At 65.6% G+C, this 16,376-nt stretch carries 17 protein-coding genes and 2 tRNA genes; 12 read left to right on the top strand and 7 right to left on the bottom strand.

Going from position 1 to position 16,376, the window contains the following annotated elements; genetic code table 11:
- Positions 1 to 5: 5 nt before the first annotated feature.
- From priA to WEB52_03715, 5 genes are all read right to left on the bottom strand, one after another.
- Positions 6 to 2,684 carry a primosomal protein N' gene (gene priA, locus WEB52_03695; GenBank protein MEX2225537.1) on the bottom strand — a complete coding sequence of 893 codons (2,679 nt, stop codon included), beginning with the start codon at positions 2,682 to 2,684 and terminating at the stop codon, positions 6 to 8.
- A 65-nt stretch (positions 2,685 to 2,749) separates the two neighbouring features.
- The gene (gene rplS, locus WEB52_03700; protein ID MEX2225538.1) at positions 2,750 to 3,100 is read right to left on the bottom strand and encodes a 50S ribosomal protein L19; all 351 of its coding nucleotides are present in this window, start codon (positions 3,098 to 3,100) and stop codon (positions 2,750 to 2,752) included.
- Between the two features lie 54 nt (positions 3,101 to 3,154).
- Positions 3,155 to 3,712 carry a histidine phosphatase family protein gene (locus WEB52_03705; protein MEX2225539.1) on the bottom strand — a complete coding sequence of 186 codons (558 nt, stop codon included), beginning with the start codon at positions 3,710 to 3,712 and terminating at the stop codon, positions 3,155 to 3,157.
- A 2-nt stretch (positions 3,713 to 3,714) separates the two neighbouring features.
- Entirely contained in the window at positions 3,715 to 4,566 is an 852-nt protein-coding gene (locus tag WEB52_03710; GenBank protein MEX2225540.1) for a hypothetical protein, read from the bottom strand.
- Positions 4,567 to 4,638: 72 nt separating this feature from the next.
- On the bottom strand, positions 4,639 to 5,226 hold the full coding sequence (locus WEB52_03715; protein MEX2225541.1) for a uracil-DNA glycosylase: 588 nt from the start codon (positions 5,224 to 5,226) through the stop codon (positions 4,639 to 4,641).
- A 182-nt stretch (positions 5,227 to 5,408) separates the two neighbouring features.
- Between WEB52_03715 and WEB52_03720 the strand changes: the two genes are divergently transcribed.
- From WEB52_03720 to msrA, 12 genes are all read left to right on the top strand, one after another.
- Complete coding sequence (locus tag WEB52_03720) at positions 5,409 to 5,903, top strand: DinB family protein (protein ID MEX2225542.1); 495 nt, start codon at positions 5,409 to 5,411, stop codon at positions 5,901 to 5,903.
- A 42-nt stretch (positions 5,904 to 5,945) separates the two neighbouring features.
- On the top strand, positions 5,946 to 6,464 hold the full coding sequence (gene def, locus WEB52_03725; protein ID MEX2225543.1) for a peptide deformylase: 519 nt from the start codon (positions 5,946 to 5,948) through the stop codon (positions 6,462 to 6,464).
- A gap of 47 nt (positions 6,465 to 6,511) precedes the next feature.
- On the top strand, positions 6,512 to 7,096 hold the full coding sequence (locus WEB52_03730; GenBank protein ID MEX2225544.1) for a class I SAM-dependent methyltransferase: 585 nt from the start codon (positions 6,512 to 6,514) through the stop codon (positions 7,094 to 7,096).
- 35 nt (positions 7,097 to 7,131) lie between these two features.
- Positions 7,132 to 8,583, top strand: coding sequence for an HD domain-containing protein (locus tag WEB52_03735; GenBank protein MEX2225545.1), 1,452 nt, complete (start codon positions 7,132 to 7,134; stop codon positions 8,581 to 8,583).
- Positions 8,570 to 8,896: a preprotein translocase subunit YajC gene (gene yajC / locus WEB52_03740; protein ID MEX2225546.1), complete on the top strand. Its 327-nt coding sequence runs from the start codon at positions 8,570 to 8,572 to the stop codon at positions 8,894 to 8,896. The genes WEB52_03735 and yajC overlap by 14 nt, the downstream gene beginning before the upstream one ends.
- Complete coding sequence (gene secD, locus WEB52_03745; protein MEX2225547.1) at positions 8,897 to 10,576, top strand: protein translocase subunit SecD; 1,680 nt, start codon at positions 8,897 to 8,899, stop codon at positions 10,574 to 10,576.
- Positions 10,569 to 11,573: a protein translocase subunit SecF gene (secF, locus tag WEB52_03750; GenBank protein ID MEX2225548.1), complete on the top strand. Its 1,005-nt coding sequence runs from the start codon at positions 10,569 to 10,571 to the stop codon at positions 11,571 to 11,573. Before secD ends, secF begins: the two co-directional genes overlap by 8 nt.
- A gap of 45 nt (positions 11,574 to 11,618) precedes the next feature.
- Entirely contained in the window at positions 11,619 to 12,647 is a 1,029-nt protein-coding gene (locus WEB52_03755) for a histone deacetylase (protein ID MEX2225549.1), read from the top strand.
- A 44-nt stretch (positions 12,648 to 12,691) separates the two neighbouring features.
- Positions 12,692 to 14,155 carry a glutamate--tRNA ligase gene (gene gltX / locus WEB52_03760; GenBank protein MEX2225550.1) on the top strand — a complete coding sequence of 488 codons (1,464 nt, stop codon included), beginning with the start codon at positions 12,692 to 12,694 and terminating at the stop codon, positions 14,153 to 14,155.
- Positions 14,156 to 14,280: 125 nt separating this feature from the next.
- Positions 14,281 to 14,354: transfer RNA gene (locus WEB52_03765), tRNA-Gln, on the top strand.
- A gap of 3 nt (positions 14,355 to 14,357) precedes the next feature.
- Positions 14,358 to 14,434, top strand: a tRNA-Glu gene (locus WEB52_03770).
- 87 nt (positions 14,435 to 14,521) lie between these two features.
- Positions 14,522 to 15,016, top strand: coding sequence for a peptide-methionine (S)-S-oxide reductase MsrA (gene msrA / locus WEB52_03775; protein MEX2225551.1), 495 nt, complete (start codon positions 14,522 to 14,524; stop codon positions 15,014 to 15,016).
- A 21-nt stretch (positions 15,017 to 15,037) separates the two neighbouring features.
- Here msrA and WEB52_03780 read toward each other — a convergent pair whose 3' ends face one another.
- A complete protein-coding gene (locus tag WEB52_03780; protein MEX2225552.1) occupies positions 15,038 to 15,589 on the bottom strand; it encodes a YetF domain-containing protein in 552 nt (183 codons plus the stop codon).
- A 74-nt stretch (positions 15,590 to 15,663) separates the two neighbouring features.
- Complete coding sequence (locus WEB52_03785; protein ID MEX2225553.1) at positions 15,664 to 16,350, bottom strand: metallophosphoesterase family protein; 687 nt, start codon at positions 16,348 to 16,350, stop codon at positions 15,664 to 15,666.
- Between the last annotated feature and the right edge of the window lie 26 nt (positions 16,351 to 16,376).

Here is a 16,376-nt window from a genome sequence, read left to right on the forward strand (position 1 = left end):
CAGTCCTAGGCAAGACTCCCGGGATCGACGTCTACAGACCAATGAGGCGGCAGCACGAAGCCGCGCACCAGCGCCGCCGGATCGCGGCCGCGTATCGTGAGTTGCCAGCGCCATCGGCCGCGCACGCGGGGTACGTACGCCGGCGCCGGCCCGATGATCTCGTCGTCCGACCCGAACTCGCTGCGCCTCAGCGATAGCGCCCGCTGCATGCGCAGCGCTTCTTCACGCGCGTAGCGCGCGTTCGGATGCGTGAACGACATGCGCACGAGCCGCGCGAACGGCGGATAGCCAGCGACCTGTCGCGATTCCAGTTCCGCCGCCGCAAGCCCCTCGTAGTCGTAGCGCGAAGCCGAGTCGATGGCATAGTGGTCCGGCTGGTATGTCTGGATAATGACGCGGCCGTCGCGTTCGCCGCGTCCTGCCCGTCCTGCCACCTGTGTGAGCAACTGGAACGTGCGCTCGCCGGCGCGAAAGTCAGGCAAGTGCAACCCGACGTCCGCATTGACGACGCCGACGAGCGTCACGGCAGGCATGTCCAGCCCTTTCGCGAGCATCTGCGTGCCGATGAGGATGTCGGCATCGTGTGCCAGGAACTTCGCGAGAATCTGCTCGTGCGCATGACGCCCGCGCGTCACGTCGTGGTCCCAGCGCAAGAGCCGGGCGTGCGGGAACGCACGCGCCGCTTCCGCCTCCACTTTCTCGACGCCCACGCCCACCAGCCGCACGCGCGGACTTCCACACTGCCGGCACGTGGCGGGCAACCGTTGCTGGCGGTTGCACTGGTGGCAGACCAGCCGGTCGTATTGCCGGTGATACGTCAACGCAACGGCGCAGTTCGGGCATTGAGGCACGAAGCCGCAATCCCGGCACTGCACATGCCCCGCGAGCCCGCGCCGGTTGAGAAACAGGATCACCTGCTCGTCTGCCGCCAGCGCAGCCGCGATGCCTGTCTGAAGCGCGCGGCTGAACATGCTCCGATTGCCCGCGTGCAGTTCGTCCGCCATGTTCACCACAGCGATCTGCGGCATACCCATGGATGCTTCGATCCGTACGCTGCCGTCCGGTGCCAGGACCGGGCGTATGCGCTCCGGCAGCGTCAGCAGCGTGTACCCGTCACTCTGCGCGCGCGCGTACGACTCGACGTCGGGTGTTGCGCTGCCGAGCACCACGGTCGCGCCCTTCAGCCGCGCCAGTTCAATCGCGACGGTGCGCGAATGATAGCGCGGTTGCGGATCGTGCTGCTTATACGTCCATTCGTGCTCCTCGTCAATGATGATGACGCCCAGTTCGGGCTGCGGCGCGAAGACCGCCGATCGCGCACCAATGACGACGTCATACTTCCCCTCGAAGATGCCGTGCCACTGGTCGAACATCTCGCCGTCACTGAGGCCGCTGTGCAGCACGGCGACTCGCTCGCACCGCTCGCGGAAGCGACGCACGGTCTGCGGCGTCAGCGCAATCTCCGGCACCATGACGATGGCCCGCCGCCCGCGTGCGATGCAATGGTCGAGCGCCTGCAAATACACCTCGGTCTTGCCGCCGCCGGTGACGCCATGCAGGAGAAACGTTCGCGCTTGCTTCTGGTCGATCGCAGCGCAGATCGCCTCCGCGGCGACCGCCTGCGCGGGCAGTAGCTCTGCGGGACGGCGCCTCGCTACGGGAATGTGGCCAAGCGGGTCGCGCTGCACCGTCTCCGTATCGAGCGTCACCACGCCGATGTCGCGTAGCCACCGCACGATCGCCGCGTCGACGCCGGCATCGGTGCGCAGAGCCGAAATCGGCTGCGCTCCCTGAACATCCAACCGCGCGATGGCGGCCAGCGCTTGCTCCGCGCGCCTCGTGCGCCGCATCGACGCGATTTCCGCGAGCGCCTCTTCGCGTGCGATAGCGAGTTCAATGTTGTGGCCATCGCGGTCGCGGCGCACGTCATTCGCGCGGACGAGCCGTTCGAGATTAGCGCGGCTTCCAGCGAGGCGCTGTGCTTCAACATCGGAGATAGCGCGCCGTTCCAGCAGGCGCTCCAGCACCGCAGCGCGCCGCGAGTGCTTTGGCGGCTCTTCGAGCGCGACGCGCGCCTCCGCCGCGCTGCGCGGCATCGCCAGGGCGGCTATGTCGACGGTCTTGCGCCCAATGCGCGGCCGCTGCAGCGCATATTCGCGCACGACGAGATCCCTGCGCTCGAGTTGCGCCACTACGGGCTCCACGGCTTTGAAGGACAGCTTTTCCCGCAGCGCATCGACGTCTATCGATGCGTGCTTCGCGATCTCGGCGATCGCCTCCTGTTGTCGCGCGGGCAGATCGAGTCCGGCCACTTCATCCGCGTCTACGAGCGGGCGCACGATCGTCAACGGCTTGCGCTCGAACCCCGGCGGCAGCATCAACGCCACCGCGTCGAACACCGGCGCGATGCAGTAATCGGCGATCCAGTTCGCGAGCGCGACGCGGTCCTCGTCGAGCAGCGGTGTCTCGCCGATCAGCGACCTGAGCTCGCGAATCTTCTCCGGCTCGGAGAACACCGGCGTCGTGTGCACGTCCAGCACGATGCCCTGCAGCGTCAGCCGGCCGAACGGCACATAGGCGGCGTGCCCCGGCCGCACGTCAAGCCCGTCGGGCACGGCGTAGCTGAACGTCTGACGGTGCGGAAACGTCGAATTGACGGCAACTTCGGCAAACAGTTGTGGCATATGGTTCGTCAAACAAAAAAGGAAGGCTTCCTGCCTTCCCCGATGATACGAGCCGCCCGGCGCGGTTACACGGTCGGTCGTGCCTTCTCCTTGATGCGGGCGGCCTTGCCTGTCAGGCCGCGCAGATAGTACAACCGCGCCCGCCGCACCCGCCCCTGGCGCATCACCTGCACCTTCTCGAGGCGCGGAGAGTGCAGGTTGAACGTCCGCTCGACACCCACGCCATGCGCGATGCGGCGAACCGTGAAATTCGCGCCGGCGCCGCCCTTGTTGCGGCGGATAACGACGCCTTCGAACACCTGTGTCCGTTCGCGCTCCCCCTCGACCACCTTTGCGCTCACGCGCACGGTGTCCCCCGGGCCGAACGGCTCGATGTTCGTGTTCTCTTCGCGTTCAATGAGGTTGCTGACATCCATGGCCACGATAGGATAGCGGCCGCACTGGCGAATCCGCAAGAAAACGGCACGCTTCTAGCTAAACGGCGTGATGAAACCGATCTGCGGAGCATCGAGGTCGACGCACGCCCAGCCGGGCATCGGCATGGTCCGCCATGCCTCGTACGGATCCTCCAGCCCGATGGTCCGCGCGAGCCACGCCGTCAGCACGCGTCCATGCGAGACGACTGCGGCCGGGAACTCACCCTGGCTGACCAGCGCGACGCCGGCGGCGAAGCGGTGCGCAGCCTGCGCGGCGCGCTCCGCCCCTCTCGGCGCACCCGCTCCGTCTTCCAGGACCGCCCGCACGGCGTCGTTGAACTCATCGGCATTGCCGATCCAGTCCGGCATCCGCAACTCGTCGAAGCCGTCGACGACGTTTGCAACGAGTCCGAGCGCGTCTGCGATGATCAGGCCCGTGTTGCGCGCCTTCGCTTCGCTGCTCGTGTAGATCGCCTCCAGCTCCCACGTATGCGCGAGCTTCGCAAGCGCCCGCGCTTCTTCAATGCCACGCTCCGACAGCGGCCAATCGCGGGGCGCGCTTTCCGGTTGGACCACCGGAGATGCGTGTCGAATGAGAAACAGCTGGCGCATAGCTAAACCGGCACACCCGTGAGGAACAGCAGACCGCGCGCCAGCACTTCTCCGACGAGCACGGCCCCGACAGCGATGTAGAGCAGGCCCGTCGCCGACATCATCGCCATGTCATTCTGCGGGTAGCCCTTGCTCGAAACATACGCCATGCTCGTCAACGCCGCCGCGAACAGCATCCCGATCGCGATCCGCAGCCAGAACGCCGGGTTCGCGCCGAGGTCGCTCGACCCCAGGAACGCCGTCGCGTCGGGCGCCTCCCGGACGGGGATGATGACGTTGATCACGAGCAGCACGGCTTGCAGCGCGATCGCCGCCAGCAGCAGCAGTGTGATCTCCTGCAAAGGCTGTTTCGAGAGGCGGGGCGTCGTCAGGTACCAGTGGCCTAGCGTCATCGCCAGCACCACGCCGCCGACTGCCAGCGTGCCCGCCAGCACGCTCAGCATCACCCCGAAGAAGCCCCACGTCGGCAGGCTCACGTAGTACGAGACGAGTCCGATCAGGACGACGCCCGTAATCAGCGAGATTCCGCCCGCTAGCATCGACCGGCGCTTGTCTTCCTGCATCACGTACCAGAAGTATGGCAGCGTCGTCGCGAGGAAGACGACGGTTGCGACTTTCACCCACGTGAGGATGCTGTCCTCCAGCCGGTAGCCGCCTATCACCGACTTGGGATCGAGGACGAGCGCATTCAGCAGCAGCACGACCGCACCCGTGGCGACCATCGCGGCGCTGAGCTTTAAGAAGCCCGGCGTCACGTTGCCGCGCCAATCCGCAAGCATGCAAACCAGCAGGCTGCCGACGCAGAACTCGATCAGGACGATGAATGACGTATAGGGAAGCGCGTCGAGGTTCATGCAGACTCATAGTAGAAGGCGTATTCTCGTTGGACAAAGAGCGACCGGGTCATCTTCCTACAGGCACGCTCGCTAGACGCGGAGAGTCTGTTTGTTGCGACCCGCCGTCGCCGACCCGATCGGTGGCCGGGGCCCGCCCGTGAGCCCCCGTATCAACGGCCCCAGCCGCCGCCAGTCCTGCATCTGCGCGTCGTGCGCGCGGTGCAGCGTCGACTGGCGTCCGGGGTGGTACATCGGCACCAGCCAGCGCCCGTGCCACGCGACCGGGCGTCCGATGTCGCTGCGAAGATGTGCGTCGTGTGGCGCGATCGCCCGCAACGACTCGAGCGCGACCTGTCCAAGCGTTACTACTACGCGCGGCCGCACGATCTCGAGCGTCCGCGTGAGGAACGGCCGGCACCGCGCGACCTCTTTCGACGTCGGTGCCCGGTTGCGTTGCCTCTCGTCGATCGGATTGCAGAGCACCGCGTTCGTGATGAAGCTCTCGCTCCGTGCGATGCCCGCGGCCTCGAGGAATCTCGTGAAGCGCTTACCGGACTCATCGCGTGTCAGCGGCACGCCGGTGATCGCCCCGCCGCGCCGCCCCACCGCCTCGGCGACGAACAATACTCGTGCCTGCAACGTGCCGCTCGCTTCGCCCAGCACGTGCGCATGATGCATGCGTTCGCATGCCGAGCAGGCGCGCACGTCCGCCACAAGCGATGCGAAGTCCTGCCGCCTTGCCGCTCGCGTGGCTCGGCTCGTGTCCGGGAGTCGCAAAATCGCCTCTTGTAGACCCTTCTGGATGATCGTAGGATCGCAGCATACGTCACTCCGCCCCCACACGACGCCGAGGTGCGCCAATGCGCCCCGTCCCCGAATACGACGCGAAGAGTTGGCTGCTCAAGGCGCTGCGCGAAACTGCGCACGCCATGGAGTCGCTCCTTTGGAATCTCGATGACGGGCTCGACCGCCGTCCCGCCGATGACGAATGGTCGTGCGTCGAACTCGTGAACCACATGATGGAGATGGAGCGTCGCTACATCGAGCGGCTCGAGCGCATAGTCCGTATGGATGAGCCCCGCATCGCGGCGTTCGATGGTGACTCGATCGCGTCCGAGATTCGGCCTGACCCCACCATGGCCTTCGACCTGATGGACGAGTTCGGAGTGCTGCGCAGGCAGGCCGTCTACCTGCTATGGTCGCTCGACGATGGCGATTGGGACCGCAAAGGCATGCACCCGTACCTCGGAGCGCTCACGATCACGCAAGTCGCGCGTGAGATGAACGAACACGACCTGGCGCACCTCTGGCAACTCCGCCGCCTCTGCGACGCCTTCGCCGCAGCATCCGTCTGATTCCGATCCCGTGGTAGCATGACGCCGAGGTGAGTGAACAAAATGGGCATTGTGCCGATTCGCATTGCAGGCGACCCTGTCCTGCGTGAAAAAGCGAAACGAGTGAAGAAGATCGACGCATCGATTCAGCGCCTGATCGACGACATGATCGATACCATGCGCGCCGCGCCTGGTATCGGCCTCGCCGCTCCGCAGATCGGCGTATCGCTGCGCGTCATTGTCATCGAGACGCCGGACGACGGGCTGCTTCCATTGATCAACGCCGAGATCGTCAAACATTCCGGGGAGCGCCGCCTGATGGAAGGCTGTCTCTCGGTGCCTGGCTACCAGGCCGAGATCAATCGCTCGAAGCAGGTAACTGTCAAGGCGCTCGACCGCGAAGGCAAAGAGGTCAGGATCAAGGCCGTAGATTCACTACTCGCGCAGGCGCTCGAGCACGAGATCGACCACATCAATGGCATCCTGTACATCGACTACCTGGAAAGCGCCGACGAACTCATCCCCGTGCGCCCATCGATTGACGACGGATCGCCCGCCGAGGCGGAAGTCACGCTCGTTTAGGCGAGGGCCCCTGCGACCGTTAGCCTGTCCGACCTGGCGGAGCGCATATGGCATCGAATGAACCGAATCGGTGGCTGAACACGCGTAGCCGCTCCGGCGATGCGTACGATGCGACATACAAACGCCGTGCGGCCGCCGGCGAGAACGTCCACGGCGAAGCGGACTTCGTCGAGCGATTCGCGCCCCAATCCGTGCTCGACGCTGGCTGCGGCACAGGTCGCGTCGGCCGCGAACTCGCGCGTCGTGGGGTAGACGTCGTGGGCGTAGACATCGATCCGGAGATGCTCGCGACGGCAGAGCGTAAGGCGCCGGACGTAGCGTGGCACGTCGCCGATCTCAGCGACGTCGCGCTCGATCGCACGTTCGATGCGATCGTCATGGCCGGCAACGTCATGATCTTTCTCGCCCCCGGCAGCGAAAGTGAAGTCGTGGCGAACATGGCGCGGCAGCTCCGCGTCGGTGGCGTCCTGATCGCCGGTTTTCAGTTGCAGCCAGGCCGCCTCGCGCTCGCGCAGTACGACGCGTTCGCCGCCGGCGCCGGACTGGAGCCGGCCGAGCGCTGGTCAACGTGGGATTGTGCGCCATGGAGCGCCGCCGCCGACTACGCCGTCTCCGTCCACCGCAAGCCGTGACGGCGTTTCAATCGCCAGCTTCCTGGCGCGACGTCTTGAGCGTCGTCGAGGCACACGCGCGGGAGTCGGGAGCGCAAGTCTGGACCGTCGGCGGCACCGTGCGCGATGTGCTGCGCGGCCGCGACACGCGCGATCTCGACCTCGCCGTCGACCAGAACGCACTGCGATGGGCGCGCCGGCTTGCCGATCTGCTCAATGGATCATTCGTCGCGCTCGACGATGAAAATGCGGTCGCGCGCATCGTGCTCGAGGGGCGTCACATCGACGTGGCGCAACTGCGCGGCACGATCGAGGACGACCTGCGCCGCCGCGACTTCACGATCGACGCGTTGGCGGTACTGCTCGGCGCCCGCAATGTGATCGACGTCACCGGCGGCCTCGATGATCTGAAGAATCGGCGCCTGCGCATGACTTCCGAGCAATCCCTGGACGATGATCCGTTGCGCATGCTGCGCGCCGTCCGTATTGCACACGAACTCAGGTTCGCCATCGAATCGCGCACCGGGGACGCCATCCGTGCGCGCACGCCGGCGATCAACGCCATCTCGCCGGAACGTATCCGCGACGAACTGGCGCGCATGCTCGCGCTTCCCAACGCGTATGACGCCTTTCGCGCGCTCGACGACATGCGCCTGCTTGATGAGGCGATCCCCGAGTTGGCCGCCGGGCGCCGCGTTACTCAGCCCGAGGAGTTTCACGTCTATGACGTGTTCGAACACAACATCCGCGCGCTTGAGGCGATGGACCTCATGCTGCGCGAAGTTCCGCACGAGGGCGGCCGCCCGTGGCTGCGCGACGAGCTGTGGGCCGCGTTCGAGTGGTGCGCGCCGCGTCTGCGGGCGTACCTCGGCGAGGAGCTGACGGAAGGGCACACGCGAGCGGCGCTGCTGCGATTCGCCGTCCTGCTGCACGACGTCGGCAAGCCGGCCACGCGTAGCGTCGATGCTGGCGGCCGCATTCGCTTCTTCGGCCACGCCCGCGCAGGTGCGGCGCTCGCGGCGCGTATCATGCACCGTCTCCGCTTCTCGACGCGCGAAACGCAGTTCGTGCGCCTCCTCGTCGCCGAGCATTTGCGGCCGGTCCAACTCGCGCAGAAAGGCGCAGCGCCGACCAGAAAGGCGCTCTACCGCTTTTATCGCGATCTTCCTCACGCGATCCCTGCCGTGCTGCTGCTTTCGCTCGCGGACGGCGCCGCCTCGGCCGGACCGCGCTTGACACCCGAAGGTTGGGCCGCCCAGGTGCGCTACATGAACAGTTTGCTCGTGCGTTCTCAGGAGGAGGAAGGTATAGTATCCCCGCCTCGGCTCCTGACGGGTCGCGACATAATGCGCGAACTGGGCGAGTCCGAGGGCCCGCACATCGGCAGGCTGCTCGAAGCGCTGACGGAGGCGCAGGCGGCCGGTGAAGTCACAGATACGAGAGGCGCGCTGGCGTTCGTCCGCGAGCTTGCGCGCAAGGAGCGACGTCGGGGCGTTGAACGCAGCTGAGTTTGGCTTTCTCGTCATCCTGGCGATCATCCTCGCCTTCTACCTGATCGTGCTGCGGCCGCAACAGCAGGAGCAGAAGCGCCAGCAGAGGGACATCAAGGACCTGCAGGTGGGCGATGAGGTGCTGACGACCTCGGGCTTCATCGGCACGGTGAAGGAAGTGTTCATCCCCGAGAGCGGCCCCGTGCAGATCGTCATCGACTTTGGCAGCGGCGTCGTCATCAACGCGGTCGCCACGGCGATCGCGCAGCGAGTCGCGGCGGGCCAGACGCTACACTCCGGGACGCTCGCGAGACGGGAAGAGGGAAGCTAGATGCGCAAATGGTGGGACCGCATCGCGGTTGTGCTGATCGTCGCGGTCGCGGCCGGCGCGATCTACGCGATCTGGCCGGACGAACCGGAACGATACTTTCCCGACTTCCTCAACCTGCCCTCCGGCCGCGGCGTGCCCGGCGAGATCGGCGGGCTCCAACTGCCCTGCCACACAGACGACGACCCCGAAAATCCCGCCGACAACTGCAAGGGCATGACGCTCGGCCTCGACCTGCGCGGCGGCTCGCGCACCACGCTCCAGGCCGATCCGCAGGGTCAGGACGTCGACATCGACGCAGCCCTCGATGCCGCGAAGTCCATCATCGAGAACCGCATCAATCCGTTCGGCGTGTCCGAGTCGCTCGTACAGCGCGCCGGTGAAGACCGTTTGATCGTTGAGTTGCCCGGCGTCAGCGCCGAGACGGCGCGTGACATCACGCGGCCCGCGGTGCTGATGTTCTGCGAGCCGCTCCAGGAGGGCGCGCAGACGGGCACCGGTCAGCCGATCGCAACCTCGCCGCAGGCGCAGCAGATCTTTTACAAGCCCGGCAGCTGCGAGCCGGATATTGATGCGGAGGGTAACGTCGCCCTGGCGAACCCCGATGGCACCATCGCCGCCGCCGAAGACGGCTCGGTCAGCCGCGTCACACCGACGTACATGGCAACCGGCGTCGGGGTGAACCAGATCATCTGGACTCCGGCGCGGGGCGACCTGAACGGCGCCTCGACGATCGTCACAGGCAACTTCCTCAAGTCGAATGCCGATGTCCAGATCACCATCGCAGGCCCACTCCTGCTGTTCGAGACGACGGACGCCGGCGAGGAAGTCTTCGGCTCGATGACGGAGCGCATCACGGGCTTGCCGATGGCCACCTTCCTCGACGGCGAGCCGATCCTTGACAGCGACGGCAGCGTGCTCGCGCCGACGATTCGTGGTCAGATCACGAGCGAAGGACAAATTAGCGGCCTGTCGCTGAGCGAAGTAAAACGCCTGCGCACGTTCCTGAACAACGGCGCCTTCCCGGTGCCGCTGCGCGTCATTCAGCAACAGGACATCGACGCGACACTCGGCGATACCGCGGTGAAGAACTCCGTCGAGGCCGGCGTCGTCGCGATGCTGCTGATCATGGCGTTCATGATTCTCTACTATCGCTTCCCCGGATTGCTCGCGAGCCTCGCGCTCGTCGTCTACACGGCCATCGTGCTCGCGATTTTCAAGATCGGCATTCCGGGCACCGGCCCGGTAACACTGACGCTCGCCGGCGTCGCGGCATTCGTCCTCTCCGTCGGCATGGCGGTCGATGCGAACATCCTCATCTTCGAGCGCACGAAGGAGGAACTGCGCAACGGCCGCAGCCTCATCCCGTCTGTCGAAGCGGGCTTCGATCGGGCGTGGTCGTCGATCCGCGACAGCAACGTATCGACGCTGATCACGTGCCTGATCCTGTACTGGATGGGTGACGCCTTCGCCTCTAGCCTGATCAAGGGGTTTGCGTTGACGCTGGCCATCGGTGTGGTTGTCAGCATGTTCTCTGCCATCATCGTGACGCGATCGTTCATGCGCCTGTCCGTCGCGACGCCGCTGCGCCGCTGGCTGTGGATTTGGACCGATGACAAGCCGGAGCCAATGGGCGCGCGTCCCGTGCCTGCTGCCGCCGGGACGGAGGCCGCCGATGCTTGACCTCGTTTCGAAACGCAACTGGTTCTTCCTGCTCTCTGTCCTCGTGATGATCCCCGGCGCGATCTCCCTGCTCATCCCGCCGCGGCTCAAGCCGGGCATCGAGTTCACCAGCGGCACGACCTTCGCCTTCCGCTACGTAGAGCAGGCATCGACCGAGCAGATCGACGATCTCATGGGCGAGTTGGGCTACGGAGACGCTCAGGTCCAGAGCACCGGCGACAACCAGTTCCTCGTCCGCACCGAGGAGATCGCCGGGTCCGAGACGACGCCGCCGGTCGGGCCGCCTCTCCCCTCCGAACGTGAGGAATTGGAGTTGGCGCTCAGTGAGCGTTTCGGTGGATTTATCGACACGAGCGGCAATCCGACGAACCAGTTCATCGAGTTCTCGTCGGTGTCCGCGGCCGTCTCGCGCGACATTGGCCGCAACGCGGCGATTGCCGTCGCGATGGCGTCAGTGGCGATCCTCCTCTACATCACGTACTCGTTCAGGAACGTCCCGAACTCCTTCCGCTACGGCGCGTCGGCGATCGTTGCGCTCCTGCACGACGTCGTGCTCGTCGTCGGCATCTTCTCGATCCTCGGCAAATTTGCTGACGTGGAGGTCGATACGTTCTTCATCACGGGACTGCTCACCGTCGTCGGCTTTAGCGTCCACGACTCGATCGTCGTCTTCGACCGCATCCGCGAGAACGTCGGTGCCGGCGTGTTCCGGAGCTTCCCCGCTGCCGTGAACCACAGCCTCTTGCAGACGCTCGGCCGCTCGCTCAACACGTCGCTGACGCTGATCTTCTCGATCGTGGCGCTGCTGCTGCTCGGTGGCGAGAGCATTCGCGACTTTCTGCTCGTGCTGCTCATCGGCGTGTCGACCGGTGTCTACAGTTCAGTGTTCGTCGCCAGCATGTTCCTCGTTTCGTGGGAACAGGGCGACTTTGCGCGGCTGTGGCAGCGGCTCACTGGACGCAGATCGGCCTCGACAGAAGCCGTCCCGGCGGAGTAACCGATCGAACCTGCGGCAGCCTTCGCGTGCCGATACTCTGGCGCCATGAGCGTCGGCTTCGTCTACGATCCGATCTTCCTTGAGCACGACACCGGCGAGCACCCGGAAAACGCGCGCCGGCTGACGGCGACGATGGCCCTGCTCGAAGAAAGCGGCCTGCTGGCGGCGCTCACGCGGATCCCCGTCCGTGCCGCATCGGCGGACGAGCTTTCGCTAGCGCACGACCCGCGGTACGTGGGCGCCGTCGAGCGTGTCGCCGGCGAGGGTGGCGGCTGGGTCGATCCCGACACCTTGATCATGCCGCGCTCGTACGCCGTCGCGGCGCACGTCGTCGGCGGCACCTTGAACGCGCTCGATGCGCTGATGCGCGGCGATGTCGAATCGGCGTTCTGCCTCGTACGGCCGCCCGGCCATCACGCGACGCCCGTCCAGGCGATGGGCTTTTGTTTGTTCAATCACGTCGCCGTCGCTGCGGAATACGCTCGCGCGCGGCACGGCCTCGAGCGCGTGGCGATCGTCGACTACGACGTGCATCACGGCAACGGCACCCAGGACGCCTTCTACGACGATCCCGGCGTGCTCTACGTCTCGACGCACGAGTTTCCGTTCTACCCGGGTACGGGCCCCGCTGAGGACGTCGGGGCTGATGCGGGCCTTGGCTACAACGTCAACGTTCCCATGCCCCACGGCAGCGGCGACGCCGAGTATCGCCGCGCGTTCGAGGCCATCGTCATGCCCGCGGTGCGGCGCTTTCGTCCGCAGCTCATCCTGGTCTCCGCGGGCTACGACGCGCACTTCGCCGACGACATCGCACTGCAGCAACTCAGCGTCGATGGTTACGACACGCTCGTGTCGATGATCGTCGCCGCGGCCGCTGATCTGTGCGACGGGCGCGCGCTCTTCGCGCTCGAAGGAGGCTATCACCTGACGGCGTTGCCCTGGTCGGTCCGACGCACGCTCGAGGTGATGCGAGGTGACGGCCCGGCACCGGATCCGTTGGGAACCGCCATCGCTCGTACTCCGCCCGGCTTCGATGACATGATCGCGCGCGTGAAGTCGCTGCACGGCCTGTAGCACCAAGCAGGGTTCCGGGAGTCGCAGTTAGATACACTCTCGCCATGCCATCCCGCACCCGGTACGCGCCAAGCCCGACCGGCGTCCCGCACGTGGGCAATCTGCGTACGGCACTCTTCGACTACCTGCTCGCCCGTCATGACGGCGGCCAGTTCATCCTCCGCATCGAGGACACCGACCAGGCCCGGCTGGCTCCGGAGGCAGTGCAGGGCCTGCAGGACAGTCTGACGTGGCTCGGCATCGACTGGGACGAAGGCCCCGGCAGGGGCGGCCCCTACGCACCGTACGTGCAGTCGGAGCGCCTCCACCTCTACCGGCCGGCCGCTGACAAGCTGCTCGCCGGCGGCGACGCCTACAAGTGCTGGTGCTCATCGGCGCGCCTCGAAGCGCTGCGCGCCGAACAGACGCGGCTCAAGCAGCCGCCCCGCTATGACCGCCGTTGCCGTGAGGAGTCAGGCCGCCAGGCAGCGCGCCGCGAAGCCGAGGCTGACGGCCGCAACTGCGTCGTGCGGTTCAAGACGCCGTTGTCGGGCGAGGTCACGGTGCATGATGCGATCCACGGCGAAACGACATTCGACCTTGCCACGCTCGACGATTTCGTGATCCTCAAGTCCGACGGCTTTCCCACCTACCACCTGGCCTACATCGTCGATGACGAAGCGATGAGGATCACGCACGTCCTCCGTGGCGACGAGTGGCTCGCCTCTGCGCCACGACACATGCTGATCTACCGTGCGCTCGGCATCCACCCGCCGGTCATCGCCCACCTGCCGCGCGTGCTCGGCCCGGACGGTGCCAGGCTGAGCAAGCGTTACGGCGCGACCAGCGTGTTCGAATACCGCGATCAGGGCTACCTGCCCGAGGCCGTCTTCAACTTCTTGGGACTAACCGGCTGGTCGCTCGATGATAAGACGGAGATCATCTCGAAAGAAGATTTCATTAAGCACTTTACGCTCGATCGCGTCGTGAAGAACCCCGCGATCTTCAACGTCGAGAAGCTGACGTGGATGAATGGCGTCTATATCCGCGAGATGCCAGGCGAACGCCTCGTCGATGTGCTGGTCGAGCGGCTGGAGGGTGACCTGCCGTCGAGCGTCTCGCGCCCTATCGATCGCACCCTCGTCGCGCGTATCGCGCCGCTCATCCGCGAGCGCATCAAGCTATTGTCAGAAGCCGTTGACTACTGCGATTTCTTCTTCACCGACGATCTCAGCTACACGCGCGAGGAGTTGCTCGGCAAGCCGTATCGCGACCGCCCCGGCGACGCGAGAGATGCGCTCTCCGCCGTCATCGAGCGGACGCAGAGCATCGACTGGACGCACGATGCGCTTGAGCAAGTGCTCCGCGAACTAGCCGAGTCCCTCGGCACGAAGCCGGGCGACCTGTTTTCGCTCGTGCGGGTCGCGGTGACCGGCAAGCGCGTCACGCCGCCGCTCTTCGAAAGCATGGAGATCCTCGGCAAGGAACGCTGCCTCGCGCGGCTGCAGCATGCGATCCAGTTGCTTTGAATCCGTCTGCGCGCGTGGCCTGGCGGCCCCTCGGTCGCGCCGTGGTGACCGCAACTTATAACAGCTACGGTGCTGGAGCCGCCGGTTGTCCGCCTCAGAATGCCCGTGCTAAGATCGAACCACGCTGGGGATTCGTCTAATGGTAGGACAGCGGATTCTGGATCCGTATGTGGGGGTTCGAATCCTCCATCCCCAGCCAATTGGCGCATTCGTCTAGCGGCCCAGGACACCGCCCTCTCAAGGCGGAGATCGCGGGTTCGAATCCCGCATGCGCTACCAATGCCATCGCGAAGAGTCCGCCACCTCTGGCGGACTCTTTTCGCACCCTGTACGCCACCTGCGGCGGGCGAAACGCTACACTGAACCATGACTACTGATACCAACGACGCGATCGAAAAGGCGACGTTCGGCGCCGGTTGCTTCTGGGGCGTCGAAGCCGCGTTCCGCCAGATAAAAGGCGTAAAGTCCACCGCTGTCGGCTTCATGGGCGGTGCGCTCGACGATCCGACTTACGAGGACGTCTGCTATCGCGATACCGGCCACGCCGAGGTCGTCGAGGTGCAGTTCGATCCAGAGCTCGTCCCGTACGCCGCGCTGCTCGACGTCTTCTGGGAGAACCACGATCCGACGACGCTCAACCGCCAGGGCCCCGACGTAGGCGAGCAGTATCGCAGCGCGATCTTCTATCACTCGCCTGAACAGCAACGCGCCGCGACGGACTCCAAGGACGCGCTCGAGCGCGATGGTCGCTACCGGCGGCCGATCGTTACGGAGATCACGCCCGCGGCGACGTTCTACCCCGCTGAGGAGTACCACCAGCAGTACCTCGAGAAGCGCGGCCTCTCGACCTGCCACATCTGATCCGGCTCAGCCCCCGCACGCTCATACCGCGGTTTCGTTCGCGCGCTTGTTGCGCGTCTCTCCGGCATCGCGCGTGACCACGCTGATGTGGCCGTCGCCTTCGATGCACGCTCGCTTGACCTCCGCGACGTCGTCGACGCCTTGCTGGCGAATTTGGCTCATCAGCTCTTCTTCGCTGATCAGCTCCTTCTCCATGTTGCGCCGCAGCATCCTTCCGTCCTTCACCAACTCGAGCGGTGGCGGGTGCACGAGCCGGCCGATCCATGGCACCCGGAATCCAACCCAGTTGAGCGCGAAGCTCCAGAACAGGATGACGGCGACGAGCACGACGCCCTCCGTGATCGACGTGTAGTCCGCCGACATCGCGTTTTGCGCGGCGTCTGCCACCAGCACGATCACCAGCAGGTCCGTTACGCCCACCGCCCCGGCCTCGCGCTTCAGCACCACGCGCAGCATCGCGAACAGCGCGAGGTACATCAGCGAACCTCGGATCACCACCTCGAACACCGACATGCTCGGGACGAACAATTCACTCCAGTCGATAGCGCCGCCTCCACGCGTGTGCGGAAGCATTATCCGGAGGCGGCCGTGTCACCACGATGCGGATTCTCGGCTGAGCGCTTGCAGAAGCGTCTATAGCCCGCAGGCTAGTTGCCCGGTGTCCAGAAGTTCGTGTTTTCCGGCGTGGGATCGTCGCGCCCGGCTCCGGCGTCGAGCGGCGCGCGCGGGATGATCGAAGGATCGACGGCAGCGCGCGTGGGATCCTGGAAGTCGTCAAACACCACGTCGACGCTCGACGTATCGAGTACGGCGTAGGACAACCGGAACGCGTTCCGCGCATCCCGCGCTTCGCCGGCCGACCCCGGGTTGATGACCAGCACGCGACCGAGCCGCTCCGCCATCTGATAGTGCGTGTGGCCGAGGATCACGTAGTCCGCATCGATCGTGGCGAGCTTCGCGATGCTCGGGCTCTTCGGATAGATGTACTCGTTGTGCGGCTCGAACGGGCTCCCGTGTACCATCACCAGCTTCTTGCCGCCCACGGTCGTCTCCAGCCGGGATGGCTGCGACGACATATACTCCAGATCCGCGCCGCGCACCCAGTCGGCCGACCGCGCCTTGCTGCCCCACTTCCCGAGCAGCACCTCCTCGTGATTGCCCAGGATGTAGCGGGCGCCTCGCTCGCGCAGGATTTGCATCACTTCGTTCGAGAAGCGGAACTGGTAGACGGCGTCGCCCGCACAGAGCAGCTCGTCGACATCCCCCATCCGGTCGAGCGCGATGCGCAGCGCCTCGTGGTTGCAGTGCACGTCCGCGACGATGCCGATACGCATGCGTCAGTATCGCCAACCGGCCGTCG

The sequence above is a fragment of the Dehalococcoidia bacterium genome (genome assembly GCA_040902535.1).
Lineage (GTDB): Bacteria > Chloroflexota > Dehalococcoidia > DSTF01 > JACRBR01 > JBBDXD01.